A 24586-nucleotide genomic window follows, 5' to 3' on the forward strand; every position below is an offset into this window, starting at 1 on the left:
CTCCACGACATCAGGGAGAACGCGCATGAAAAGACTGTCGATCCTGTCCGCTGCCGCCGCGGTGATCGCCGCCGTCGTCGCCGTCACTACCCAGCCTGCCGCCGCCGCCGAGCCGATCAAGGTCGGCAGCAAGAACTTCACCGAGCAGTACATCCTCGCCGAGATGTACGCGGCGCTCTTGGAGAACGCCGGCTTCCAGGTGGAGCGCAAGATCAATCTGGGCGGCACGCTGATCGCCCATCAGGCGCTGACCACCGGGGCGATCGACCTCTACCCCGAATATACCGGCACCGCGCTGTCGGCGGTGGTGAAGGGCACGATGTCGACCGATGCCGATGCGGTCTACAAGCAGGTGAAGGACTTCTATGCCGAGAAGTTCAACCTCGCCTGGCTGAAGCCGACCGGCATCAACAACGGCTATGTGATCGTCGTCCGCCAGGAAACCGCCGACGCCGACAAGCTGAAGACGCTGTCCGACCTCGCCAAGGTCTCCAACAAGCTGGTGTTCGGCGGCGGCGCCGAGTTCCCGGACCGCGCCGACGGGCTGCCCGGCCTGAAGCGCGTCTATGACGCCGAGTTCAAGGAATTCAAGCAGTTCGCCAAGCTGGGCCTGCGCTATGACGCGCTGGCGCAGAAGGACATCGACGTCGCCAACGGCGCCGCCACCGACTGGCAGATCAACACCCAGAACCTCGTCGCGCTCAAGGACGACAAGGGGCTGTTCCCGCCCTACTACGTCGCGCCGGTGGTGCGCCAGCAGGTGATCGACGCCAATCCGAAGCTGGTCGAGGTGCTGGAAGTGCTCGGTCCGCATCTCGACAACGAGAAGATGCGGGTGCTGAACGCCAAGGTCGAGGTCGACCACGAAGAGGCGAAGGACGTGGCGAAGGAATTCCTGAAGCAGGAAGGCCTTCTTCCCTGATGCCGGCGGCGGCGGCCGGAAGGGTTCACGTCCGGCCGCCGCCCCACTGCCCTCGATCGACCGGCGCCGGCCGTCGATCCCTTGGAGAACGGGAATGCAGGAAATCTGGATCGACTATCTGAACGCGCTGGACGCCAAGGCGCTGGCGCTGACCAATGACGAGATCCTCGGTGCGGTCGAGAAGGCGCTGGCGGCCCAGGGCCACGGCGAGACCGTCATCGAGCCGCGCGTCCATCTGGTTCCCGAAAGCTCCGACAAGGGCCATTTCAACGTGCTGCGCGGCTATGTGAAGCCGCTCGACACGGCCGGCGTCAAAGTGGTCGGCGACTTCGTCGACAACTACAAGATCGGCCTGCCCTCCGAGATGGCGATCCTCAACCTGTTCGACCCGCACACCGGCATGCCGAAGGCGGTCGTCGACGCCACCGCCATCACCGACATGCGCACCGGCGCGGTGACGGCGATTGGCGCCAAATATCTCGCCCGCAAGGACAGCAAGGTGCTCGGCCATATCGGCGCGCGCGGAACCTCCTACTGGAATGTGCGGCTGCTCGACCACCTGTTCGACTTCGAGGAAATCCGCGTCCATTCCCGCCGCCCGGAAAGCCGCGACGCCTTCGCCGCGCGGCTGGAGCAGGATCTCGGCAAGAAGATCGTCGTCACCGACAATTGGGAAGACTGCCTGAAGGGCGCCGACATCATGGTCGAGGCCAGCCGGCTGCCCGAGCCGACGCCGCTGTTCAAGACCGAATGGGTGAAGAAGGGGGCGTTCGTGGTGCCCTACGGCACGATGAGCGCGCTGGAATTCGACCTCACCGACATCATCGACAAGGTGGTGGTGGACGATTGGGGCCAGTGCGGCCCCGGCCGTCCCTATGGCGCGCTGCGCCGCCACGTCGACGCCGGCAAGGTGACCGCCGAGACGCTGCATGCCGAGATCGGCCAGATCGTCTGCGGCCTGAAGCCGGGCCGGGAGAATGACGGCGAGACCATCCTGTTCTGGCATCGCGGCCTCAGCACCACCGACGTCGCCCTCGGCGCGGCGATGGTCGACAAGGCGCATGCCATGGGCATCGGCCAGCGGCTGCGGTTCGCGTGAACGCCATGCCGGATACCGCCCCGCCCGTCGCCTGCTCGCGCATGTACAATCTCAGCCCCGCCATCCGCGCGGCATGGGACGAACTGTTCGCGTGGCTGGCCCGGCGGTCGGGTGTCCGGCTTGAGGTGATCGCCCATGCGGCGCCCGCTCCGCTGTCCGCGCTGTGGAGCCGGCCGGACATGGGCGCGGTGTTCATGTGCGGCTATCCCTTCGCGCGGCTGGCGCCATCGCTGCGGCCCGTCCCGCTCGCCGCGCCGGTGTCGCGCGCGGCATGGGCGGCCGGGCGGCCGCTCTATGCCAGCCACATCGTGACGCGGCAGGATGGCCCGCTCTCGGTCGCCGAGCTCGCCACGGTGCGCTGGGGCTGGACGGTGCGGGATTCGCAGTCCGGTTATCATGCGCCGCGGCAGTTCCTTCTCCAGCATTTCGGCGCTGCGGCCGCCGGCATCGCGGCGGACGGCCCGCTCCTCAATCCCGCGGGCGTGCTGGCGGCGCTGGATGAGGGGCGGATCGAGGCCGGGCCGGTCGACGCCTATGCGTGGCAATTGCTCGAACTCCACGAGCCGGCACTGGTGCAACCCTTCCGCGTCGTGGCGACCACGGCGTCGACGCCCTGTCCGCTGCTGGTAGCGTCCACCGGCCAGCCGGACACGGTGGTGGAAGCGCTCCGCCACGCGCTGCTCGGCGCGCAGGACGATCCGGCCGGGCGGGCGATCCTCGGTGCTCTGGGGCTGGAAGCCTTCGTCGCGCCCGACCTCGCTTCCTATGCGGCGCTGCCGCTGCGGGCCGATGCCACCGACCGGGAACTGGGAGCGACGTGGTGAGAGGAAGGCGACCGGGCCAGCGGCCGGCGAGGGGAGCCCGGCCATGAAATGGGTCCCCAAGAACATCGACCGGCTGGTCGAGGCCCTGCTGCAGCACCTTTACCTCGTCATGAGTTCGGTCGGCATCGCGCTGGCGATCTCACTGGTGGTCGGCATCTGGGCGGCGCGCCGGCCGGCGACCTTCAACGTCATCGTCATCGTCACCGGCGTGCTGTTCGCCATTCCGAGTCTGGCGCTGTTCGCGCTGTTCATTCCGGTGATGGGGATCGGCGCCGCGCCGGCGATCGTCGGCCTCGCCGCCTATTCGCTGATGATCCTCATCCGCAATATCGGCCTCGGCTTCCAGTCGATCCCGCGCGACGTGCTCGAGGCGGCGCACGGCATGGGCTATGGCAGCCTGCGCCGCATCTGGGAGGTGGAGCTGCCGCTGGCGCTGCCCTTCATCGTCAGCGGCGTGCGCATTGCGATGGTGACGGTGATCGGCATCGCCACCGTCGCGGCCTATATCAATGCCGGCGGGCTCGGGGTGATCATCTTCGAGGGCATCGACCAGCGCTTCCCTGAGAAGATCATCGCCGGCGGCCTGTTGACCTCGGCTCTGGCGCTGTTCACCGACTATCTGTTCGCGGGCCTGGAACGGGTGCTGCGGCGCCGCAGCGGGAGGGTCGGCGGATGATCCTCGTCGAGGCGTTCAACTGGATCCTCGCCAATCCCGGCACGTTCTTCTCGGCCTTCAATCGCCACGTGCTGATGTGCGTCATCTCGCTCGGCATCGCGCTGGTGATCGCGATGCCGCTCGGGCTGGTGGTGGCTCGCTCACCGCGCGCGGCTTTCGTCGCGATCAACGTCGCGGGCTCGCTGCGCTCGATCCCGAGCCTCGCCATCCTGTCGGCCGCGATGCCGTTTCTCGGCATCGGCCTCCTGCCCTCGGTGGTGGCGCTGGTCGTGCTGGCGGTGCCGCCGCTGCTGCTCAACACTGTGGTCGGCATCCGCGAGATCGATCCCTCGGTCCTCGACGCGGCGAACGGCATGGGCATGGCCCGGCGCGACATTCGCTGGCAGATCGAGATCCCGCTCGCGGTGCCCTCGATCCTTGCCGGGGTGCGCACCAGCGCCATCCAGGTGATCGGCGGCGCGGCGCTCGCCTCCTTCATCGGCGGCGGCGGGCTCGGCGACTTCATCAATGCTGGCATCGCGATCATGAACATGCCCCGCCTCCTGGTGGGGGCGGTGCCGATCGCCCTGCTCGCCATCCTGACGGAAGTGCTGTTCGGCTGGATCGAACGCTCCGTCACCACCAGACGATGATGCTTGGGAAGCGGATGCCATGATACGGCTCGATCATGTGACCAAGAACTACGAGGGCAGCGGTCGCCACGCGGTCGACAATCTCGATCTCGTCATCGAGACCGGCACGACGGTGGCGATGATCGGCCCGTCCGGCTGCGGCAAGACCACGACGATGCGGATGATCAATCGTCTGGAGACGCCGACCAGCGGCCGAGTGCTGGTGAACGGGCGCGACGTCGCCGAGACCGACCCGCAGGAGCTGCGCCGCCACATCGGCTATGTGATCCAGCAGGTGGGCCTGTTCCCGCACATGACCATCGAGCGGAACATCGCCACCGTGCCCCGGCTCCTCGGCTGGGACAAGGCGCGGACCAACCGCCGCATCGACGAATTGCTGGATCTGGTCGGCCTCGACCCGGCGGTGATGCGCCGGCGCTTCCCGCATGAATTGTCGGGCGGCCAGCGCCAGCGGGTCGGCTTCGCCCGCGCCCTGGCGGCGGACCCGGAGATCATGCTGATGGACGAGCCGTTCGGCGCCATCGACCCGATCACCCGCGTCCGCGTGCAGGACGAGTTCCGGCAGATCCTGAAAAAGGTGCGCAAGACGGTGGTGATCGTCACCCACGATCTCGACGAGGCGATCAAGATGGGCGACCGGATCGCCATCATGCGCGACGGCCGGCTGCTGCAATACGATACGCCGGCGGCGCTGCTCGCCCGGCCCGCCGACGATTTCGTCGCCAGCTTCCTCGGCCTCGACCGCGCCATCAAGCGGCTCAACCTGATCACGGTCGAGGAGATCATGGATCGGGGGCATGTGCCGGGACCGGTTCCCTCGATCGCGGCGGAGGCCAGCCTGCAGCACGCTTTGGCGCGGCTGCTGGCGGACGACCTGCCCGGCCTCGCGGTGACCGGCACGGACGGGTCCTTCGTCGGCTATGTTTCCCGCGAGGCGATCTTCTCGGCGCAGCGCTGAGCGGGACGGCGCCGAAACGGGTGTCGTCCTGCGCCATGCGGAAGATGCCGAACAGCGTTCGCATGGCGATGATCCCGCTGCGATGGCGCCGGGGATCGACCGGCCGGATGGCTTCTCCGTCGGCGCGGCGCGATGGTGGATAGTCGCTTACATCCACGCCGGGGGTCAGCTCCGGGTTCCGGTATAATCGATATCTTCCTCGTCATTGATATCGGGTCGACGCGCCCCGCTGCGGGAGCGCAATGGCTGGCCAGCCGGCAAGGCGACGATGACTGACCGTGCGCCTTGACCCGTCATCGCTCCGGGCTGCCGACGGCAGGCCGTGGGGAAGGCGCGTGGTGCCGGGCGGGAAGGATACGACTTGACCGGATCGATAATGATGAAATCATCGATTATCGATTTCTATTTGCGTGTCGGCGTCGGAGTGGCCTCGCCAGTGGCGGTATTTCGCCTGTCGCCCGGCGAGGAATGGAGTGCGGATGAACGAGAGTCCCGAAGCAGAAGTGAGCGCCGAGGCGGGGGGCGAGGCTGAGCAGGTGGCGCCGGCGACCGGCCGGGTGCGCCGGCGGCGCGGCCAGATCCGCCTCAAGGCCTTGATCGAGGCGACCGAGGCGCTGCTGGAGGATCACGATGTCGGCGATGTCGGGCTCTACCAGATCGCCGAGCGGGCCGGTGTGCCTCCCGCGTCGATCTATCATTTCTTTCCGAACAAGGAGGCGGCCCTGGTCGCCCTCGCCGAGGACTACCTGCAACGCATGGTGAGTCGCTCGATCGAAATCCTCGATCCCCGGCCGGCGAGCTGGCAGGACCTTGTGGCGCTGCGGGTGCGCGCCGCCGCGCGCTTCTACAATGACCACCGGCCGTTGATGCGGCTGTTCCTCGGCGCGAGCATCAGCACCGAGGTGCGCCAGCGCGACATGGCCGGCACGCTGGCGGTCGCGCATACGCGCGCTGAGATCCTCGAGCGCCATTTCCTCATGCCGCCGGTGCGGGACTGGACCTACAAGCTCGCCAATTCGCTCGCCATCGCCGACGGCATCTGGGCGCTCTCCTACAGCCAGCATCAGCGCATTTCCGGCGAATCCGTCGAAGAGGCGGTGCGCGCGGTGGTGGCGTATCTCCGCTGCTACCTGCCGGACTGGATCGAGCCGCGACCGTCCGATACGCTATAACGGGGAATTATCGGTTTTCTTGGTGGGAAATCGATGGGTCGCCGGAGGATATTCCGGTCGGTATCGATGCCTCTCGGACCCGATCGGCGTGGAACGATTGGTCCATGAGCCGGTTTTTGCGCAAATTTTCGAGTTCGTACCTAGGCATATGCCTATATTGAATGCATCGACCAGAAAATGCGCATGTCCGATAGGGCTGCGGACATTTTCATATTGATATTCGATTTTTCCATCATTACCGTCCCTGTCATCGAGAGTGAGCCGACAGGACATCGATGCGGACCGGCCCGTGAGGGGCCGTCCGTCAGCGAACCGTCATGTCGCTATCGCAGGGGTGACGGGCGTGCCGCGGCAAATGCATTTCATCGGTTTCTGCATCGCAGGACCCAACTGGCATCACAATGGCAGCTGGCGGCACGACGAGAGCGACGCGGTCGATGCGCTCGATCCGAAGCGCTACGAGAATATCGCCCGCATCCTCGAGGAGGGTAAGTTCGACGGCCTGTTCTTCGTCGACGTGCTCACTTTGTTCGATACCTTCGGCAAGAGCTTCGCCGCCAATTTGCGCCAGCCTGGCCAGATCTTCCTCTTGGAGCCGCTGCAGCTGCTCGCCCGCATGGCGGCGGTGACCCAGAATCTCGGCCTCGCCGCCACCATGTCGACGGCGTTCTACCATCCGTTCCACATCGCCCGCGCCTTCGCCTCGCTCGACCACATCAGCGGCGGGCGCGCGGCGTGGAACGTCGTGACCTCGGCGAATGACCGCGAGGCGCAGAATTTCGGCATGGACAAGCTGATGGAGCGCGGCCTGCGCTACGACCATGCCGAGGAGGTCATCGAGGCCTGTCAGGCGCTGTGGAACTCGTGGGACGAGGACGCCCTCATCCTCGACCGCAAGAACGGCGTCTATGCCGATCCGGACAAGGTCCACTACGTCAATTTCGAGGGCAAGTGGGTGAAGACCCGCGGCCCGCTGCAGACGCCGCGCTCGCCGCAGACCAGCCCGGTGCTGATGCAGGCCGGCTCCTCCGAGCGCGGGCGCGAATTCGCCGGCCGCTGGGCCGAGGTGCTGTTCACCCTGCAGCACGACAAGGCGGAGATGCAGGCCTTCTACGCCGACATCAAGTCGCGGCTGGAGAAGAACGGCCGCCCCGCCAACCACTGCGCGGTGCTGCCGGCCATCGACATCGTGGTCGGCGAGACCGAGTCGATCGCCAAGGAAAAGGCAGCCTATCTCAATTCGCTGGTCAGCCCCGAGCTCGGCGTCGCCGAGATCTCCAACGCCATGGGCGTCGACCTGTCCGGCTATCCGCTCGACAAGCCGCTGGTCGACATGGAGATCAACCAGGGCTCGCGCGGCGTGTTCGACAACATCCTGAAGGGCAGCGAGAAGAAGAACCTCACCCTGCGCGAGGCTGGCCAGCATTTCGGCATCAGCGAACTCACCCCGCAGCTGATCGGCACGCCGGAGATGATCGCCGACCACATGCAGGACCTGTTCGAATCCGAGGCCTGCGACGGCTTCGTCATCGTGCCCTCGCTCACCCCCGGCGGCTACCAGCAATTCGTCAAGTCGGTGGTGCCGGAGCTGCAGCGGCGCGGCATCTACCGCAAGGATTACACCGGGCGCACCTTCCGCGAGAACCTGCGCAGCTGAATGCGTACGCCGCCCGCGCCGGTGCGCGCGGCGGCGATGGACGTGCCTTGAGTTCGCCGGGCAACCGGCCGCGTGCCAATGGCCCTCATTTCGAGATCAGGATGTCCGTCATGTCCGACCGTGCCGACCGCAATTCCGCTTCGCGTGGCCTTTCCCGCCGTGCCTTCCTCGCCTCCGCCGCCGCGACCACGGCGGCGGTCGGCCTCGGCGCCCCGTCCATCGTGCGCGCGGCCAGCGACACCATGACGGTGCCCAATTCCGGCGGCGCGCTCGAAGAGGCCTACAAGGTGGCCTATTTCGACACCTTCACCGCCAAGAGCGGCGTGAAGATTCTCGGCGCGCCCTACATGGACACCGCCCGCATCAAGGCGATGGTCGAGGCCAATGCGGTCGACGTCGACGTCGCCAATATCGACTTTGCCGAGGCGGCGGTGCTGGCGAAGATGGGCCTGCTGGAACCGATCGACTACGACATCGTGCCGCGCAAGGTGCTGGAACCCTGGGCCGCCAACGAGCACTACATCGTCTCCGACGTCGCGGCTCTGGTGATGGGCTGGAACACCCAGGCCTTCACGCCGGAAAGCCGGCCAAAGGGTTGGGTCGAGTTCTTCGATGCAGCCGCCAAGTCCGGACAGCGCAGCCTGTGGAAGCTCGCGCCCCAGACGCTGGAGGTCGCCGCGCTCGGTGCCGGCATTCCCGCCGACAAGCTCTACCCGCTCAATCTCGACGCCGCCTTCTCGGCGCTCGACAAGATCAAGCCCAATCTCACCTGGTGGACGTCGGGCGCACAGAGCGCCCAGTTGCTGACGTCCGGCGAGGTGGATGTCGGCACGGCGTGGAACGGCCGACTGTTCAAGCCGAAGAACGACGGCGCGCCGGTCGACTACACGTTCGACCAGAGCATCTTCACCTGCGACGCCTTCATCGTGCCCAAGGGCGTGAAGGACAAGAAGCGGGCGATGCAGTTCCTCGCCAATCTCGTCGAGGCCAAGAACCAGGCGACCTTCGCCCAGCACATCCCCTACGGCCCGACCGTTCCCGCCGCCTTCGAGCTGCTGGACGCCAAAACCAAGGCGCTGCTGCCCAACTCGCCGGAGAACGGCAAGACCGCCGTGCTGCAGGACGTCGCCTATTGGGCCGAGCACGGCGACGAGCTGTTCGCCCGCTTCAACAAGTGGCTGGTCGGTTGAGCGACGCGGCCATGACCGGGACGGCGCCGCGTACCGCTCCTCGTGCCGCCCAGCGGCAGAGGGCGCGGGCGTGGTCGCCGTCGAAGGGCGGCCTGCTGTTGCTGGCGGCGCCGCTGGCGCTGCTGGCGCTGTTCTTCGTGGCACCGCTGCTCTGGGTGCTCGGACAGAGCTTCGCCGCCCCGGCCGGGCCGCTCGACACCTATGTGCGCATCGCCGGCGACGGCGCGCTGCGCTACTCGCTCATCTACACCTTCCAGACCGCGGCGATCGTCACCGTCGCCGCCCTGGTGCTCAGCTATCCCGTTGCCTTCCTCATCAGCCGGGCGCAGGGGCGCTGGCTGATGATCGGCATGGTGTTCGTGCTGGTGCCGTTCTGGACCAGCGCGGTCATCCGTTCCTATGCCTGGCTGGTGCTGCTGCAGCGGCGTGGGGTGGTGAACGAGATGCTGCTCGCCCTCGGCCTCATCGACCGGCCGCTGCGCCTCGCCAATACCGATCTCGGCACCCATGTGGCGATGGTGCAGATCATGCTGCCCTTCATGATCCTGCCGCTGCTCAGCGCCATGCGCGGCATCGATCTGAGCGTGCTGCGCGCCGCTGCCATCCTCGGCGCCAATCCCTGGCGGCAATTCGTCAATGTCTACCTGCCGCTGTCGATGCCGGGCGTCGGGGCGGGCTGCGTGCTGGTGTTCATCTCGACGCTGGGCTTCTACATCACCCCGGCCCTGCTTGGCGGGTCGAGCCCGATGATCGCGGTCGCCATCGAGCAGCAGGTCTCGCGGCTGCTGGACTGGCCGCTCGCCTCGGCGCTGGCCGCGGTGCTGCTGGTGCTCACCTGCGCGCTGTTCATGCTTTATGAGCGGCTGAACCGCCGCCTCGCCGGCGCGGGAGAGGCGCGATGAACCGCACCGCCGCCACGCCGTTCTGGCGCATCGCCAGCGCCGGCCTCGTCCTGTTCGCCGTGCTGGTGCTGGTCTATCTGGTGTTGCCGACGCTGGTGATCGTGCCGCTGTCCTTCTCCAGCGACACTTTCCTCAAGTTCCCGCCCTCGGGATTCTCCACCCGCTGGTATGAGAGCTTCGCCGCCAGCGCCGACTACCATTTCGCCATCCTCAACAGCCTGAAGATCGGCGTGCCGGCGGCGCTGGTGGCGACGGCGTTCGGGGTGATGGCGGCGCTCGCCGTGGTGCGTGGGGCGATCCCGTTCCGCCGCACGCTGGCGGCGCTGGTGATCGCACCGCTGATCCTGCCGCAGATCGTGCTGGCCATCGGCCTGTTTCCGCTGATGGCCAAGGTCGGCCTGGTCGGCACCTATCCCGGCATCGTGCTCGCCCATGCGGTGGTGACGATGCCGCTCGTCTTCATCACCGTCTCGGCGGCGCTGCGCAACTACGCGCCGACCTTCGAGCTGGCGGCGATGACGCTCGGCGCCGGGCCGTGGCGGACCTTCCTCTATGTGACGTTTCCGATGATCCGGCCGGGGGTGATCGTCGGCTTTATCTTCGCGCTGACCTTCTCCTTCGACGAGCTCATCCTCGCCATGTTCCTCACCAGCCCGACGACGCGCACTGTGCCGCGCCTGCTGTGGGAGCAGTTGAACTTCCAGATGACGCCGGTGATCGCCGCCGCCACCGTGGTGCTGCTCGGGGCGACCATCGCCCTGCTGTGCCTGGCGGCGCTGACCGGCGCCCGTGCCCGCCGCCGCCTGGCGGGCGAGGCCAAAGGAGCCGGCGCATGAACGACATGACAGCCTCGACGCTGCAAAGGGGATCCCTGCCGATGTCGGACCTGCCGGCCACCCGCGGCGCGCGGGTCGAGTTCGACCATATCAGCAAGGATTATGGCGACCTCACCGTGCTGCACGAGACCACGCTGACCATCGAGGCCGGGGAGTTCTTCGCCCTCATCGGTCCGTCCGGTTCGGGCAAGTCGACGCTGCTCGGCATCCTCGCCGGCTTCGTGCCGCCGAGCTATGGCGCGGTGCGGGTCGACGGCACCGACATCGTCGCCATGCCGCCCTACCGGCGCAATATCGGCATGGTGTTCCAGAACTACGCGCTGTTCCCGCACATGACGGTGGCGGAGAATATCGGCTTCCCGCTGAAGATGCGTGGCTGCTCGCGCGGCGAGATCGGCGAGCGGGTGAAGAAGGCGCTCGCCATGGTACGGCTGGAGGCCATGGGCGAGCGGCGCCCGGCCCAGCTCTCGGGCGGCCAGCAGCAGCGCGTCGCGCTGGCCCGCGCCGCCGTCTACGACCCGCGCCTGCTCCTGATGGACGAGCCGCTCGGCGCGCTCGACAAGAACCTGCGCGAGGAGATGCAGGAAGAGATCAAGCGCTTCCAGCGCGCCTTCGGCGCCACCGTGATCTACGTCACCCACGACCAGCAGGAAGCCGCCTTCCTCGCCGACCGGCTCGCGGTGATGCGCGGCGGCATGCTGGAGCAGATCGGCTCGCCCCGTCAGCTCTACGAGATGCCCGGCACGCATTTCGTCGCCAGCTTCCTCGGCGAGGCCAGCCTGCTGCCGGTGGCCGAGATCCTCTCGCGCGAAGGCCGCGAAGTGACCGTGCGCACGCCGGGCGGGCTCACCATCCGCGCGCTGGCGCCGAGCCGGGTAAGCGAGCGCCGGGCGCTGTGCCTGCGGCCGGAGAACATCGCTCTCGGCGCGGCGGCGCAGGGCCGCGACAACCGCTTTCTCGGCACTGTCGAGGAGGCCGTGTTCACCACCGGCACGCTGCGCTACCGCGTCCGCCTGCCGGGCAGCGACGGCCTCGTCACCGTACGCGTTCCCTCGCTTCCGGGCATCGAGCTGCTGGCGCCGGGCAGCAGCGTCGAGATCGGCTGGGATGCGGCGATGGCCGTCACCATCGCCGAGGACTGACATGAGCCGGCAGATCGAAGGACATTCCCGATGACGAGTCGCCTCGACCCGAAAGCCGTCGACGCCGCCGCGCCGGTGTCGTCCGTGCCGACCCCGCCCGACACCCGCAGCTTTCGCGGCGGCATGTCGAAGCTGGCGGCGGCGGTGAACGTCATCACCACCGTGCAGCATGGTGAGGCCTATGGCTTCACCGCCTCGGCGGTGTGCAGCGTCACCGACACGCCGCCGACGCTGCTGGTCTGCGTCAACCGCACCAACCGCTCGCACCCGATCATCGCCGCGACGCGGATCCTGTGCGTCAACACGCTGTGCGGCCCGCACGAACCGCTTTCCATGGCCTTCGCCGGCGGCAGCGGCGCGATGGCCGAACGTTTCGCGCAGGGCGAGTGGACGACGCTCGCCACCGGCGCGCCGGTGCTGGTCGGCGCCGCCGTGGCCTTCGACTGCCGCGTCGCGACCGTGCAGGAAATGGGCACGCATGACGTGCTGTTCTGCGAGGTGCTGGCGATGCGCGAGGGCGGTGGTGGCGACGGCCTCGTCTATTTCGACCGGCGCTTCCATCGGCTCGGCTGATCGCCCGGCCGGCATCGATCATTCAGCAGGAGCCTATCTTGAGCAGCATGGAAGCCGTGTTCGCCGGCTATGAGCAGCGCCTCGCGACGCTGAAGTCCAGCACCAATCCCTTCGCGGGCGGCATCGCCTGGGTCGAGGGCGAGCTCGTGCCGCTCGCCGAGGCGCGCATTCCGCTGATGGACCAGGGTTTCCTGCGCTCCGACCTGACCTATGACGTGCCGGCGATCTGGGACGGGCGGTTCTTCCGGCTCGACGACCATCTCGACCGGCTGGAGAAGAGCTGCGCGAAGCTGCGCCTGCGCAGCCCGCTGGACGGCGAGGCCGTGCGCGCCTCGCTCTGCGAGATGGCGGCGCGCAGCGGCATTCGCGACGCCTTCGTCTGCCTCATCGTCACCCGCGGGCTGAAGGCGGTGCGCGGCAACCGGCCGGCGGACCTCGTCAACAATCTCTACATGTTCCTCTCACCCTATGTGTGGGTGGTGCCGCCGGAGATGCAGCGGAGCGGCGCGCCGGCCATCGTGACCCGCACCGTGCGGCGCACGCCGCCGGGCGCCTTCGACCCGACGGTGAAGAACCTGCAATGGGGCGACTTCACCCGCGGTCTTCTGGAGGCACAGGACCGCGACGCCATCTACCCGATCCTGCCCGACGGCGACGGCAACATCACCGAGGGCGCCGGCTACAACATCGTGCTGGTGAAGGACGGCGTGCTGCACACGCCCGAACGCGGCGTGCTGGAAGGAGTGACCCGCAAGACGGTGATGGAGATCGCCGCCGCCCGGGGCATCGAGGTGCGCCTGGAGCATGTGCCGGTCGATCTCGCCTATCATTGCGACGAGCTGTTCTTCTGCACCACGGCGGCGGGCGTCATGCCGGTGACCACGCTCGACGGCCGGCCGGTTGGCGGCGGCCAGGTCGGTCCGGTCACAAGGCAGATCTGGGAGGCCTATTGGGACCTCCACTACGATCCGACGCTCAGCTTCCCGATCGACTACCACTGAAGGAACGGCGGACCGGGAAGGGCGGCGGCGTTCCCGAAAGAAACCGGCGCGGCAGCGGCGCAGTGAAGAGACTGGATTCACTGCCGCAAGGAGGGCCCGGCCATGCCGGTCTCCCGTCTCCGCCGGGGATTTCTCTCCTCGTCGCTGCTGCTGGTGGCGCTGGCCGCCGGCTACGCACTCTGGAAAAGTGAGGAACACTCGTCCGCACCGCCGCCCGCGCCCGCCCCGGTGCCGGTCGAGGTGAGCGCGGCGGCGCGGCGCGACGTGCCGGTGGTGCTGACCGGGATCGGTACGGTCGAACCGTTCAACACCGTCACCGTGCAATCGCGTGTCGACGGCGAGTTGCAGCAGGTGCTGTTCAAGGAGGGGCAGGACATCCGGCAGGGCGACCTGCTGGCGGTGATCGACCCGCGCACCTTCGAGGCGGCGCTGCAGAACGCGCAGGCGAAGCTGCAGCAGGACGAGGCCTCGCTCGCCAATGCGCAGCTGATCCTCGGCCGCGACGTCGCGCTCGGCAAGGACGAGTTCGCCAGCACGCAGGTGGTGGACACCCAGCGCAGCACCGTGCAGCAGCTGGAGGCGCAGATTGCGCAGGACAAGGCGGCGATCTCCAACGCGCAGACCGAGCTGTCCTATACCCGCATCACCGCGCCGATCGACGGGCGGGCGGGGCTGCGGCTGGTCGACCAGGGCAATATCGTGCATGCCAGCGACGCCGGCGGGCTGGTGGTGCTGAACCAGCTGCACCCGATCTCGGTGATCTCGACGCTGCCGCAGACCGACGTGGCGGCTGTCCGCGCCGCGCTCGCCGACGGCAGCGCGCAGGCGCAGGCGATGTCGCGCGACGACGGCCGGGTGCTGGCGACCGGCACCGTCGAGCTGATCGACAACAAGATCGACCCGCAAAGCGGCACGCTGCAGGTGAAATCGGTGTTCGCCAATGCCGACGACGCGCTATGGCCCGGCCAGTTCGTCGAAATCGGCGTGCGGGTGAGGACGCTGCCCGGCGTGGTCTCCGTGCCCGCCGACGCGGTGCAGCGCGGGCCGTCCGGCGAGTTCGTCTTCGTCGTCGGGGCGGACAAGCGGGCGACGGTGGTGCCGGTGACGGTCGGACCGATCGACCGCGGGATCGCGGTGATCGAGACCGGGCTCGAGGCCGGACAGACGGTGGTGGTGCGCGGCCAGTACCGCCTCGCGCCGGGTACCGTGGTGGCGGCGACGCCGGCCGGCAGCGGGAGCTAAGACATGTCGCTCTCATCCTGGTTCATCCGCCACCCCATCGGCACCTCGCTATTGATGGCGGGCCTCCTGATGGTCGGAGTCGTCGCGTTTCCACGCCTGCCGGTGGCGCCGCTGCCGGAGGTGGACTTCCCCACCCTCTCGGTCTCGACGCAGCTGCCCGGCGCCAGCCCTGAGATCATCGCCTCCTCGGTGACGCAGCCGCTGGAGCGGCAGTTCGGCGAGATACCCGGCCTGGCGCAGATGACCTCGATCTCGACGCTGGGCAATTCGTCGATCACGCTGCAGTTCAATCTCGACGTCGACATCAACGCGGCGGCGCAGGACGTGCAGACGGCGATCAACGCCGCCGGCGGGCAATTGCCGACCGACCTGCCGGCGCCGCCGACCTATCGCAAGGTGAATCCCGCCGATCCGCCGATCCTGGTGCTGGCGCTGACCTCGAAGACGCTGCCGATCACTGAGGTCGACGACTTCGCCGAGAACGTGCTGGAGCAGCACATCAGCCAGATCGGCGGCGTCGGGCAGGTGACGATCTACGGCCAGCAGAAGCCCTCGGTGCGCATTCAGGTCGATCCGGCCAAGGTGGCCAATCTCGGCCTGTCGCTGGAGGATCTGCGGCAGGCCATCGTCTCGCTGACCGTCAACGACCCCAAGGGGACGGTGCAGGGCAAGACACGCACCTTCACGCTGTTCGACAACGACCAGATCACCTCGGCGGCGCCGTGGCGCGACGCCATCCTCGCCTGGCGCGACGGGGCGCCGGTGCGGGTGCGCGACATCGGCAACGCCGTCGACGCGCCGGAAAACGACCAGCTGGCGGCATGGGCCAATGGCGAGCCGGCCATCCTGCTGCCGGTGTTCAAGCTGCCGGGCGCCAACGTCATCGACACGGTGGACGAGATCAAGGCGCAGCTGCCGATGCTGATGGCGACCGCGCCGGCGGGGATCAGCCTGCAACTGGTCAGCGACCGCACCGAGACCATCCGCGCCTCGGTGGCCGATGTCGAGAAGACGCTGGTGATCACCATCGTGCTGGTGGTGGCGGTGATCTTCGTGTTCCTGCGCAACCTGTGGGCGACGGTGATCCCCTCCATCGCCGTGCCGCTGGCGATCATCGGCACCTTCGCGGCGATGTATGCGCTCGGCTACAGCCTCGACAACCTGTCGCTGATGGGCCTGTCCATCGCGGTCGGCTTCGTGGTCGACGACGCCATCGTCATGCTGGAGAACATCGAGCGGCATCTGGAGATGGGTAAGGGGCCCTTGCAGGCGGCGCTCGACGGCTCGGCGGAGATCGGCTTCACCATCCTGTCGATCAGCCTGTCGCTGATCGCGGTGTTCATCCCGCTGCTGCTGATGGGCGGGCTGGTCGGGCGGCTGTTCCGCGAATTCGCGGTGACGGTGACCATCACCATCGCCATCTCCGCCTTCGTGTCGCTGACGCTGACGCCGATGCTGTGCGCGCTGTTCCTGAAGCCGAAAGGCAAGGAGGAGGCGCACGGGCGACTCTATCTGTGGTCCGAGCGCGGCTTCGAGGCGCTGCTCGCGGGCTATCGCATCACGCTCGACCTGGCGCTCGACCATCGCCGCACCACGCTCGGCGTGTTCTTCGCGGCGCTGGCGGCGACCGGGGTGCTATTCTACGAGGTGCCCAAGGGCTTCTTCCCGCTGCAGGACACCGGCCTGATCATCGGCGTGTCGGAGGCGGCGCAGGACGTGTCCTTCGCCGACATGGTGACGCACCAATTGGAGCTCGGCCGCATCGTCGCCGCCGACCCGGACGTGCTCAATGTCGGCATGGGCGTCGGTGCCGGCGCCGGGCAGACGGTGAACAACGGCCGGATGTTCATCGTGCTCAAGCCGCGCGACCAGCGTAGCGCCTCCGCCTTCCAGATCATCGACCGGCTCAACGCCAGGCTCGCCAAGGTGCAGGGCGCGGCGCTGTTCCTGCAGGCGGCGCAGGACCTCAATGTCGGCGGCCGGGTGTCGCGCACGCAGTTCCAGTACACGCTGCAGGACGGCGACATAGCCGAGTTGAACGACTGGGCGCCGAAGATGCTCGCCAAGCTGCGGACGCTGCCGCAGCTGACCAGCCTCGCCTCCGACCAGCAGACCGGCGGGGCGACGCTGACGCTGGCCATCGACCGCGACCAGGCCTCACGGCTCGGCATCAGCCCGGCCGACATCGACAACACGCTCTACGACGCGTTCGGCCAGCGGCAGGTGACGCAGTACTTCACCCAGCTGAACTCCTATCACGTCATCCTCGAGCTGGAGCCGCAGCTGCAGAACTCGCCGCATGCGCTGGACGACATCTACCTCACCGCGCCGGCGACCGGGGCGAAGGTACCGCTCTCGGTGCTGGCCAAATGGACCAGCGAGCCGACGAGCTTCCTGTCGATCAACCATCAGTCGCAATTTCCCTCGGTGACGCTGTCCTTCAACCTCGCACCCGGCGTGGCGCTGGGCGACGCGGTGGCGGCGATCCACAAGGCGGAGGTGGAGATCGGCAAGCCGCCGACGCTGACCGGTACCTTCCAGGGCAATGCCCAGGCCTTCCAGTCGTCGCTGGCGAGCGAGCCGGCGCTGGTGCTGGCGGCTCTGGTGGTGATCTATCTGATCCTCGGCGTGCTCTATGAGAGCTATGTCCACCCGATCACCATCCTCTCCACCCTGCCCTCGGCGGGGCTGGGGGCGCTGATCATGCTGTGGCTGTTCGGCTTCGACTTCACGGTCATCGCGCTGATCGGCATCATCCTCCTGATCGGCATCGTGAAGAAGAACGGCATCATGATCGTCGACTTCGCCATCGCCCGCGAGCGCGGGGAAGGCGAGGGAGGCGTGCGGATGTCGGCGCATGACGCGATCCGCGAAGCGTGTCTGTTGCGCTTCCGGCCGATCCTGATGACCACCTTCGCCGCGCTGCTGGCCGGCGTGCCGCTGATGATAGGCCACGGCACCGGATCGGAACTGCGCCAGCCGCTCGGCTACGCCATCGTCGGCGGCCTCGCGGTCAGCCAATTGCTGACGCTGTACACCACTCCGGTGATCTATCTCGCCCTGGACGGGCTGGCGGCGCGCTTCGCCCGTCGCCGGGCCGCGCGGCACGCCTCCGACACGCCGGTGGCGGGATGAGGCACCGTCTTGCGCGACCGCGCAGGCGGAGCGGGGACCTCGCCACATCCGGAGAGGCGGTGGCGGCGTTCAGCTGGTGGCACCGGTCTCGTCGATGATCCGGCCCGCTTCGGCGAAGGCGGTGTTGGCGGCGGGCACGCCGGCATAGATCGCGGTCTGCATGAGCGCCTCCTTCAGCTCGTCGCATGTGAAGCCGTCGCGCGCGAGCCCGGCGCGGACATGCAGGCGGAACTCCTCCCAACGGCCGAGGCTGGCAGTGATCGCCACCACCAGCAGCCGCCGGGTGCGTTCGTCGAGCCCCGGCCGGCCCCAGATCTCCTGCCAGGCGATGCGGGTGATCATCGCCTGGAACTCGGCGTTGAACGGGGTGCGTGCCGCCAGCGAGCGGTCGACCCAGTCGTCGCCGAGCACCCGGCGCCGATTGGCGAGCCCCGCCTCGTACAGCGTCTGCGCCGCCTGTTCGACCTCCTGCGCCGGTGCGAGGAAACGCCGGAGCGCGCTTGCCAGCGCGGCCGGCGCCTCGACGGGAGCGAGGTGGGCGCAGTCGAGGGCGAGGTGAGCGGCGCCGGGAATGCCGGCGACCAGGCGCTCGCCATGGCCGGCATGGGGGGTCGAGACATCGCGCGTGCCGGTGACGACCAGCGTCGGCACGGCGATTTCCGGCAGGCGACCGATAAGTTCCATGTCGCGGATCGCCGCGCCCGCACCGGCATAGCCCTGCGCCGGCGTCGACAGCAGGCCGCGACGCAGGCTCTCGGCGACGAAGGGGCGCTGCGCGGCGAAGGCCGGTGACAGGAACCGGCCCATGGCGAGATCGGCGATCCCCGCCATGCCCTCCGCCGCCACGCGGGCGATGCGGTCCTCCCACGCACCCCTGTCCATGGCCGGCGAGGTGCAGATCAGCGCCAGCGCCGTCACAATCTGCGGCCGGTCGAGGGCGAGCTGCATCGCCATCATGCCGCCGAGCGAGACGCCGGCCACCGCCGCCGAACCGATGCCGGCGGCGTCCATCGCTGCCGCGACGTCGTCGGCCAGCATCGCCAAGGTGTAGGGGCCGGCCGGGGCATCGGAGGCGCCGTGGCCGCGCGTGTCGATCCGCAGCAGCCGGAAGGCCGGCAGCAGATGCGGCATCGCCGCGTCCCAGAGCGTCAGGTCGGTGCCGATCGAATTGAGCAGGACAAGTGGCGGGTTGGCCTCGGCCCCGTCCAGTCTCCAGAAGATGCGCGCCCCGGCGCTGGTGACGAACGGCATGGCCCTATCCTTCGTGCGGGTCGGAAAGCAGCTGCGCGACCAGCGCCGCGCTCTCGCCGATGTCCTCGCCTAGTTCGGCCGCCGCGAGGTTGCGGGTGATGGCCGCCGTGTCGATCTCCAGCCCCTGCGCCACCTCGGCCATCGCCGCCGCACTGCCGGCCGCGAGCAGGAACAGCTCGGCCAGTACCGGCCCTTCCGCCTGCCAGCCGCCGAGGCCGCGCTCGCCCTCCGCCGGCAGGCCGAACAGCACGCCGGCGGCGAGGCCGGGGGCGCGGTGCGCGGCGGCCAGAGCGACCTGGCATCCGGTCGGATTGCGCTTATGCGCCATGGCCGAGGAGCCGCCACGGCCGGGAACCGCCGGCTCGCGCGCCTCGCCGATGGCGTTCTGCGCCAGCAGCGAGAGGTCGCGCGCCATCTTGCCGAGCGCGCCGATGAGGATGGCGAGCGCCGCCGCGATGCCGGCGAGGCCGCCGCGATTGGCGTGCCAGGGCGGCGCGGCGGGCAGGCCGAGCGCCGGCCCCAGCCGGGCGGCGACTGCCTCGCCCCTGCCGCCCAGTCCCTCCCGCGTGCCCGCCGCGCCGCCGAACTGCAGCACGGCGTGATCGGCGACTTCGGCCTCCAGCCGGCGGGCGGCCTCGCGGATGCCGGCGCGCCACTGCGCGAGGCGCAGGCCGAAGCTGATCGGCCGCGCATCCTGCAGCAGCGTGCGGCCCAGCGCCGGCCGCGTCGCGTGCCGCTGCGCCTGCATGGCGAGCGCCGCCGTGAGCGGACCAATGTCCTGCGCCAGCAGCGCCGTGGCCTCGCGGATCTGGCGGGCCAGCACCGTATCGGCGAGATCCTGGCTGGTACTGCCCTTGTGCAGGGCCGGGGCGATGGCCGGCGGCAGCGCGGCGCGCAGCCGGATGACCAGCGGGATCGCCAGCGTGCCGGCATGGGCGGCCTCGGCGGCGAGCTCCGCCGGGTCGAGGACGAGAGTACGGCAAAGCTCGGCGATGGCGAGCGCCGCCTCCGGCGCGAGCAGCCCCTCGGCCGCCTCGGCATTGGCGAGCGCCGCCTCGAAGGCGAGGGCATGGCGCAGCGTCGCGGCGTCGTCGAAGATCGCCAGCATGGCGTCGGTGGTCGAGGGCCGGGTGCGCAGCAACTGGCTCATAGGTCGAAGAACACCGTTTCGTTCTCGCCCTGCAGCACGATGTCGAGCCACCAGACGCCATCGGGCCGGCGCCGGGCGATCAGCGTATCCCGCCGCTCCGGCGGCACCAGCGCCAGGATCGGGTCGTCGCCATTGCCCTCGCCATCGGCGAAATAGAGCCGGGTAGCCAGCCGCTTGAGCAGGCCGCGCCCGAGCACGGACAGCGCGATGTGCGGCGCCTGCAGGGTATTGCCGGGTCCCGGCACCCGGCCGGGGCGAATGGTGCGGAAGCGCCATATGCCGTTCGCGTCGGTCGCCCCACGGCCGAAGCCGACGAAATGCGGATCGAGCGGCACCTCCTCGCGCCCGTCCTCGTCGCTGGCATAGCGGCCGGCGGCATTGGCGTGCCAGATCTCGACCATGACATCGTTCAACGGCGTACCCTGGCCGTCATAGATCCCGCCGGCGATCTCGATCACCTCGCCCTGCGGCGCCCCGGAGACGCCGGATGTGGCGAGCAGGAAATGCTCCGGCGGCATCAGGTCGGGCCGCGCGCCGAGATCGGAGCGGCCGACGAGGTCGGCGCCGCCCTTCCACGGCAAGCCGTAGTGAAAGAACGGCCCCACCGTCTGCGACGGCGTCTGCCCGAACAGCGTGGGATCCTGGTTGTCGAGGCGCGGCGCGGCATTCAGGGCTTCGAGGTCAGTGGTCATCATGCTCCTCCTCGAACGGGGTCTGGTCGCGGCCCTTGAGCACGATGTCGAAGCGATAGCCGAGCGCCCAGTTCGGCACGGTGGTGCCGATGTCGAAGCGGGCGACGAGGCGCTGGCGATAGGGCATCGGCACGGCATTGGCGATCGGGTCGATCTCGATCAGCGGATCGTCCGGGAAATACATCTGCGTGACCAGCCGCGTGGCGAAGGCCGGCCCCAGCAGCGAGAGATGGATATGCGCCGGGCGCCAGGCATTCTTGTGGTTGCCCCACGGATAGGCGCCGGGCCGGATGCTCACGAAGCGGTAGCGCCCCTCGGCATCGGTGATGACCCGCCCCACGCCGGTGAAGTTGGGGTCGAGCGGCGCCGGCCAGTCGTCGCGGGAATGGATGTAGCGCCCGGCGGCGTTGGCTTGCCATATCTCGATCACCGTGTCCGGCACCGGGCGCGCCTGCTCGTCGAGCACCAGGCCGGCGACGACGATGCGTTGGCCCTGCGGCTCGCCGCGATGCTGCACGGTGAGGTCCGCCATGGCGGGGCCCATCAGCCGCGCCCAGGCATGGTCGGGGCCGGTGACTTCCGTCAGCGTCGCCGGAATGGCAAGCGGCGCGAGGCGGGGCGCGCGCAGCATGGTGGAGCGGTAGTCGGCATGCAGCGAGGGCGGCGCGCCCGCATCCTCGCGGCGATAGGGAAGGATCACTCGGCTGATCAGTCGGCTGGTCACTTGGCTCATGGCACCACCTCCATCAAGCGGCCACGGGAAGGGACAGGCATTGCGCGCTCACTGGCCGGCAAAGGCCGACGCGGCAGGCATCTGCAGATTGGCCTGCGCGGTCAGGCGGATGGCGGCGTTGGCGGCGCCATAGCCGGCATAGTTGTCGCGCTGCACGATCTCGAAGAAGAAGCCGCCATTCAGCGTCGCGGTGTAGGCGTGGCGGAACTCGCCGCCGGCGTCGCGGTCGTAGAGGATGTTCAGCGCCTTGAGCGCGTCGATGTCGGCGGCGGAGAGGTCGGACCGGGCCTCGAGGTCGTCATAGTAGTTCTCCGGGATCGGCAGCATGGCGACGCCGCTCGCCACCAGCCGGCCGATGGTGGCGGCGATGTCGTGGGTGACGAAGGCGATGTGCTGCACGCCGGAGCCGAACAGCTCGTTGACGAAGCGGGCGGACAGGGTGCGGTGGCTCTGCGAGCCGTTGAGGATCAACCGCAGCCCGTGGCCGGCGCCGTCGACCGGCCCGCTCTCGACGACCTGGCTCTGTACCACGCCGCCGGGATCGATCACCGCCTGGGTCGGCGACTTCCGGGTCTCGAACAGCGAGGAATAGAATAACAGCCAGGTCAGCATCTCCTCGTACTGCATGCTCTGCGAGACATGGTCGACGCCGAGCAGCCCCGCGCCCGGAACCACCTCCCCGGTCGGCTCGAAATCCACCTCGGCCCAGCGGCCGAGCGCCGAGGCGCGGTCGAGGAAATAGACGAGGCTGCCGCCGACGCCGCGCACGGCGGGAATGTCGAGCTCGCCGGGACCGACGGCGCCGGCATGCGGCAAGTCGAGCAGCGCCCGCGCCCGTTCGATCGCCTCCCTTGCGTCCGGCACGCGCAGCGCCAGCGCGCAGACCGAGGTGCCGTGGGTGATCTGGTAGCTGTGCGCGAAGCCTTCCGCGTCGCTGTTCAGAACGAGGCGGATATCGCCCTGGCTCCACAGGTCGACATCCTTCGAGCGGTGCCGGCCGGCGCGGCCGAAGCCGAAGGCACGCAGCAGCTTTTCGAGGCCCGGCCGCTCCGCCTCGGCGATGGCGAACTCGATGAACTCCACCGCCTCGACCGGACGCGGCACCGGCATCGGCACCGCGCCGGGCACCGGCCGTCCCAGCCGGCGGGCGGTCTCGTCCAGTACCCAGATCAGCGAGCGATGGCCGTCCAGCGCCACCGAGCGCGCCGAGCCGGCGCGGAACCGGTCGTTGAAGATCTCCAGCGACAGCACGCCGTCATAGCCGGTCGCGACCAGCGCATCCATGAAACCGGCAAGGTCGAGGTCGCCCTGTCCCGGCAGGCAGCGCCAGTGGCGGCTCCAGGACAGCGGGTCGAGTTGCAGCAGCGGCGCATCGGCCATCTGCACCATGGCGATCTTGTCGCGCGGGATGGTGGCGATGGTAGCGAGGTCGAGCTTGCGGGCGAGGATGTGGAAGCTGTCGAGCACGACCCCGACTTCCGGCCGCCCGGCCCGCCGCACGATCTCCCAGGCATCGCGGTAGTCGTAGATGTGGCGTCCCCAGGCCAGCGCCTCATAGCCGACGCGCAGGCCGCGCCGGCCGGCCCGCTCGCCGAGCTCGACGAAGTCGGCCGCCAGCCGGTCGATGCCGCTCTGCGCCTCCGGCGAGACGTTGGAGCAGACGAAAAGCAACTCGCTGCCGAGTTCCTGCAACAGATCGAACTTGCGCTCGGCCCGGTCGAAGGTGCGCTGCCGGCGTCCCTCCGGCATGCCCTCGAAGTCGCGGAAGGGCTGGCAGGTGACGATGGACAGGCCGAGATCGCCGCAGATCCGGCGCACCTCGGCCGGCGAGCCGGGAAAGGCGATCAGGTCGTTCTCGAAGATCTCGACCGCCGGGAAGCCCGCCGTCGCGATGGCCTCCAGCTTCTCCACCAGGGTTCCCGAAACACAGACAGTGGCAATGGACGGGATCATGGCGTGCTCCTTTCAGCGAAGCCGCGCAATGGCGCGCAAATCGTCCGGCGTGGTGGAGGGCAGTCCAAAGAATTCGAGATAGGCGGGGATCTGCTCGAACAGCATGTCGGTGCCGATCTGGAACGCGCAGCCGCGTTCGCGCGCCGCCGCGAGGAACGGCGTGATCTCGTGCGTCAGCACCACCTCGCCGACGAAGGCGGAAGGCGAGAGCCTGGTGACGTCGACCGGCAGCGGATCACCGGGCCGCATGCCGAGCGGGGTGGCATTGACCACGATGTCGAAGCCGGCCGGGTCGTTGGAGCCGGTCGTGACCGTGAGCGCGGGATAGTGGCGTATCAGCCGCCGGCCGAGCTCGTCGGCCGCCGCCGCGTGGCGGTCGAACAAGGCGAGCTCGGCGATGCCGGCGCGGGCGAGCGAGGCGGCGATGGCCGAGCCGACGCCGCCGGCGCCGACCACCAGCCCGCGCCGGCCGGCCACCTCGCGCCCCTTGCGCAGGAGGCCGCGCACGAAGCCTTCCCCGTCGAACATCTCGCCGACCAGCCGTCCGTCCGCCTCGCGCCGCACGGCGTTGCAGGCGCCGGCGATGGCGGCGGTCGGGCGCACCTCGTCGACGATGGCGAGGGTCACGACCTTGTGCGGCATGGTGATCAGCGTGCCGAGCGCGTTGGAGAGCCGGAAGAACAGCTTGAGAAAGGCCGGGTAGTCGTCGCTGCGGCACCCCATCGGCACGACGAGCGCATCGATGCCCTCGCGCTCGAAATAGGGGTTGTAGATCATCGGCGACTTGAAGCTCTCGGTGGGAAAGCCGAGATGGCCGATCAGCTGTGTGGTTCCGGTGATCATCTC

At 68.8% G+C, this 24586-nt stretch carries 22 protein-coding genes; 16 read left to right on the plus strand and 6 right to left on the minus strand.

The genetic code is table 11. The annotated features are described in order from the left end of the window. Positions 1–25: 25 nt before the first annotated feature. From KHC28_RS09555 to KHC28_RS09630, 16 genes are all read left to right on the plus strand, one after another. On the plus strand, positions 26–922 hold the full coding sequence (locus KHC28_RS09555; RefSeq protein ID WP_214008083.1) for a glycine betaine ABC transporter substrate-binding protein: 897 nt from the start codon (positions 26–28) through the stop codon (positions 920–922). A gap of 94 nt (positions 923–1016) precedes the next feature. Further along, positions 1017–2021 (plus strand): ornithine cyclodeaminase family protein, encoded by a 1005-nt coding sequence (locus KHC28_RS09560; RefSeq protein ID WP_214008084.1) that lies wholly within the window; start codon positions 1017–1019, stop codon positions 2019–2021. A 5-nt stretch (positions 2022–2026) separates the two neighbouring features. Next, the gene (locus KHC28_RS09565; RefSeq protein WP_246564541.1) at positions 2027–2845 is read left to right on the plus strand and encodes a phosphate/phosphite/phosphonate ABC transporter substrate-binding protein; all 819 of its coding nucleotides are present in this window, start codon (positions 2027–2029) and stop codon (positions 2843–2845) included. 43 nt (positions 2846–2888) lie between these two features. Continuing rightward, positions 2889–3521 (plus strand): ABC transporter permease, encoded by a 633-nt coding sequence (locus KHC28_RS09570; RefSeq protein ID WP_214008085.1) that lies wholly within the window; start codon positions 2889–2891, stop codon positions 3519–3521. Then, entirely contained in the window at positions 3518–4153 is a 636-nt protein-coding gene (locus KHC28_RS09575; protein ID WP_214008086.1) for an ABC transporter permease, read from the plus strand. Before KHC28_RS09570 ends, KHC28_RS09575 begins: the two co-directional genes overlap by 4 nt. Positions 4154–4172: 19 nt before the next feature. Next, entirely contained in the window at positions 4173–5111 is a 939-nt protein-coding gene (locus tag KHC28_RS09580; RefSeq protein ID WP_214008087.1) for an ABC transporter ATP-binding protein, read from the plus strand. A gap of 479 nt (positions 5112–5590) precedes the next feature. After that, the gene (locus tag KHC28_RS09585; protein ID WP_214008088.1) at positions 5591–6283 is read left to right on the plus strand and encodes a TetR/AcrR family transcriptional regulator; all 693 of its coding nucleotides are present in this window, start codon (positions 5591–5593) and stop codon (positions 6281–6283) included. Between the two features lie 343 nt (positions 6284–6626). Then, the gene (locus KHC28_RS09590; protein ID WP_214008089.1) at positions 6627–7940 is read left to right on the plus strand and encodes an LLM class flavin-dependent oxidoreductase; all 1314 of its coding nucleotides are present in this window, start codon (positions 6627–6629) and stop codon (positions 7938–7940) included. Positions 7941–8050: 110 nt separating this feature from the next. After that, positions 8051–9130: an ABC transporter substrate-binding protein gene (locus tag KHC28_RS09595; RefSeq protein WP_214008090.1), complete on the plus strand. Its 1080-nt coding sequence runs from the start codon at positions 8051–8053 to the stop codon at positions 9128–9130. A gap of 11 nt (positions 9131–9141) precedes the next feature. After that, entirely contained in the window at positions 9142–10032 is an 891-nt protein-coding gene (locus KHC28_RS09600) for an ABC transporter permease (RefSeq protein WP_214008091.1), read from the plus strand. Continuing rightward, a complete protein-coding gene (locus tag KHC28_RS09605; RefSeq protein ID WP_214008092.1) occupies positions 10029–10868 on the plus strand; it encodes an ABC transporter permease in 840 nt (279 codons plus the stop codon). Before KHC28_RS09600 ends, KHC28_RS09605 begins: the two co-directional genes overlap by 4 nt. Then, positions 10865–12010 (plus strand): ABC transporter ATP-binding protein, encoded by a 1146-nt coding sequence (locus KHC28_RS09610; RefSeq protein WP_214008093.1) that lies wholly within the window; start codon positions 10865–10867, stop codon positions 12008–12010. Before KHC28_RS09605 ends, KHC28_RS09610 begins: the two co-directional genes overlap by 4 nt. Positions 12011–12040: 30 nt before the next feature. Further along, the gene (locus tag KHC28_RS09615) at positions 12041–12583 is read left to right on the plus strand and encodes a flavin reductase (protein ID WP_214008094.1); all 543 of its coding nucleotides are present in this window, start codon (positions 12041–12043) and stop codon (positions 12581–12583) included. A 47-nt stretch (positions 12584–12630) separates the two neighbouring features. Then, positions 12631–13584 carry an aminotransferase class IV gene (locus tag KHC28_RS09620; RefSeq protein WP_246564642.1) on the plus strand — a complete coding sequence of 318 codons (954 nt, stop codon included), beginning with the start codon at positions 12631–12633 and terminating at the stop codon, positions 13582–13584. 102 nt (positions 13585–13686) lie between these two features. Then, positions 13687–14826, plus strand: coding sequence for an efflux RND transporter periplasmic adaptor subunit (locus tag KHC28_RS09625; RefSeq protein ID WP_214008096.1), 1140 nt, complete (start codon positions 13687–13689; stop codon positions 14824–14826). Between the two features lie 3 nt (positions 14827–14829). Further along, the gene (locus tag KHC28_RS09630; RefSeq protein ID WP_214008097.1) at positions 14830–17961 is read left to right on the plus strand and encodes an efflux RND transporter permease subunit; all 3132 of its coding nucleotides are present in this window, start codon (positions 14830–14832) and stop codon (positions 17959–17961) included. A 69-nt stretch (positions 17962–18030) separates the two neighbouring features. On the opposite strand, the gene pcaDC is transcribed toward KHC28_RS09630, so the two are convergent. From pcaDC to KHC28_RS09660, 6 genes are read right to left on the minus strand one after another with little or no spacing between them, the layout of a single operon-like run. Next, positions 18031–19212 (minus strand): bifunctional 3-oxoadipate enol-lactonase/4-carboxymuconolactone decarboxylase PcaDC, encoded by a 1182-nt coding sequence (gene pcaDC / locus KHC28_RS27850; RefSeq protein WP_214008098.1) that lies wholly within the window; start codon positions 19210–19212, stop codon positions 18031–18033. Positions 19213–19216: 4 nt separating this feature from the next. Beyond that, positions 19217–20362 (minus strand): lyase family protein, encoded by a 1146-nt coding sequence (locus KHC28_RS09640; RefSeq protein WP_214008099.1) that lies wholly within the window; start codon positions 20360–20362, stop codon positions 19217–19219. Further along, a complete protein-coding gene (pcaG, locus tag KHC28_RS09645; protein WP_214008100.1) occupies positions 20359–21054 on the minus strand; it encodes a protocatechuate 3,4-dioxygenase subunit alpha in 696 nt (231 codons plus the stop codon). Before pcaG ends, KHC28_RS09640 begins: the two co-directional genes overlap by 4 nt. After that, the gene (pcaH, locus tag KHC28_RS09650; protein WP_214008101.1) at positions 21044–21787 is read right to left on the minus strand and encodes a protocatechuate 3,4-dioxygenase subunit beta; all 744 of its coding nucleotides are present in this window, start codon (positions 21785–21787) and stop codon (positions 21044–21046) included. The genes pcaG and pcaH overlap by 11 nt, the downstream gene beginning before the upstream one ends. A 48-nt stretch (positions 21788–21835) precedes the next feature. Next, positions 21836–23740: a bifunctional sugar phosphate isomerase/epimerase/4-hydroxyphenylpyruvate dioxygenase family protein gene (locus KHC28_RS09655; protein ID WP_214008102.1), complete on the minus strand. Its 1905-nt coding sequence runs from the start codon at positions 23738–23740 to the stop codon at positions 21836–21838. A gap of 12 nt (positions 23741–23752) precedes the next feature. After that, complete coding sequence (locus KHC28_RS09660) at positions 23753–24583, minus strand: shikimate dehydrogenase family protein (RefSeq protein ID WP_214008103.1); 831 nt, start codon at positions 24581–24583, stop codon at positions 23753–23755. Positions 24584–24586: the final 3 nt, after the last annotated feature.

Source organism: Ancylobacter sonchi (assembly GCF_018390695.1).
GTDB classification, from domain to species: domain Bacteria; phylum Pseudomonadota; class Alphaproteobacteria; order Rhizobiales; family Xanthobacteraceae; genus Ancylobacter; species Ancylobacter sonchi.

Bases quoted from the DNA above. Each gene is read 5' to 3' on its own strand.
- KHC28_RS09555 (WP_214008083.1), top strand. From the start codon at position 26: ATGAAAAGACTGTCGATCCTGTCCGCTGCCGCCGCGGTGATCGCCGCC.
- KHC28_RS09560 (WP_214008084.1), top strand. From the start codon at position 1,017: ATGCAGGAAATCTGGATCGACTATCTGAACGCGCTGGACGCCAAGGCG.
- KHC28_RS09565 (WP_246564541.1), top strand. From the start codon at position 2,027: ATGCCGGATACCGCCCCGCCCGTCGCCTGCTCGCGCATGTACAATCTC.
- KHC28_RS09570 (WP_214008085.1), top strand. From the start codon at position 2,889: ATGAAATGGGTCCCCAAGAACATCGACCGGCTGGTCGAGGCCCTGCTG.
- KHC28_RS09575 (WP_214008086.1), top strand. From the start codon at position 3,518: ATGATCCTCGTCGAGGCGTTCAACTGGATCCTCGCCAATCCCGGCACG.
- KHC28_RS09580 (WP_214008087.1), top strand. From the start codon at position 4,173: ATGATACGGCTCGATCATGTGACCAAGAACTACGAGGGCAGCGGTCGC.
- KHC28_RS09585 (WP_214008088.1), top strand. From the start codon at position 5,591: ATGAACGAGAGTCCCGAAGCAGAAGTGAGCGCCGAGGCGGGGGGCGAG.
- KHC28_RS09595 (WP_214008090.1), top strand. From the start codon at position 8,051: ATGTCCGACCGTGCCGACCGCAATTCCGCTTCGCGTGGCCTTTCCCGC.
- KHC28_RS09600 (WP_214008091.1), top strand. From the start codon at position 9,142: ATGACCGGGACGGCGCCGCGTACCGCTCCTCGTGCCGCCCAGCGGCAG.
- KHC28_RS09605 (WP_214008092.1), top strand. From the start codon at position 10,029: ATGAACCGCACCGCCGCCACGCCGTTCTGGCGCATCGCCAGCGCCGGC.
- KHC28_RS09610 (WP_214008093.1), top strand. From the start codon at position 10,865: ATGAACGACATGACAGCCTCGACGCTGCAAAGGGGATCCCTGCCGATG.
- KHC28_RS09615 (WP_214008094.1), top strand. From the start codon at position 12,041: ATGACGAGTCGCCTCGACCCGAAAGCCGTCGACGCCGCCGCGCCGGTG.
- KHC28_RS09620 (WP_246564642.1), top strand. From the start codon at position 12,631: ATGGAAGCCGTGTTCGCCGGCTATGAGCAGCGCCTCGCGACGCTGAAG.
- KHC28_RS09625 (WP_214008096.1), top strand. From the start codon at position 13,687: ATGCCGGTCTCCCGTCTCCGCCGGGGATTTCTCTCCTCGTCGCTGCTG.
- KHC28_RS09630 (WP_214008097.1), top strand. From the start codon at position 14,830: ATGTCGCTCTCATCCTGGTTCATCCGCCACCCCATCGGCACCTCGCTA.
- pcaDC (WP_214008098.1), bottom strand. From the start codon at position 19,212: ATGCCGTTCGTCACCAGCGCCGGGGCGCGCATCTTCTGGAGACTGGAC.
- KHC28_RS09640 (WP_214008099.1), bottom strand. From the start codon at position 20,362: ATGAGCCAGTTGCTGCGCACCCGGCCCTCGACCACCGACGCCATGCTG.
- pcaG (WP_214008100.1), bottom strand. From the start codon at position 21,054: ATGACCACTGACCTCGAAGCCCTGAATGCCGCGCCGCGCCTCGACAAC.
- pcaH (WP_214008101.1), bottom strand. From the start codon at position 21,787: ATGAGCCAAGTGACCAGCCGACTGATCAGCCGAGTGATCCTTCCCTAT.
- KHC28_RS09655 (WP_214008102.1), bottom strand. From the start codon at position 23,740: ATGATCCCGTCCATTGCCACTGTCTGTGTTTCGGGAACCCTGGTGGAG.
- KHC28_RS09660 (WP_214008103.1), bottom strand. From the start codon at position 24,583: ATGATCACCGGAACCACACAGCTGATCGGCCATCTCGGCTTTCCCACC.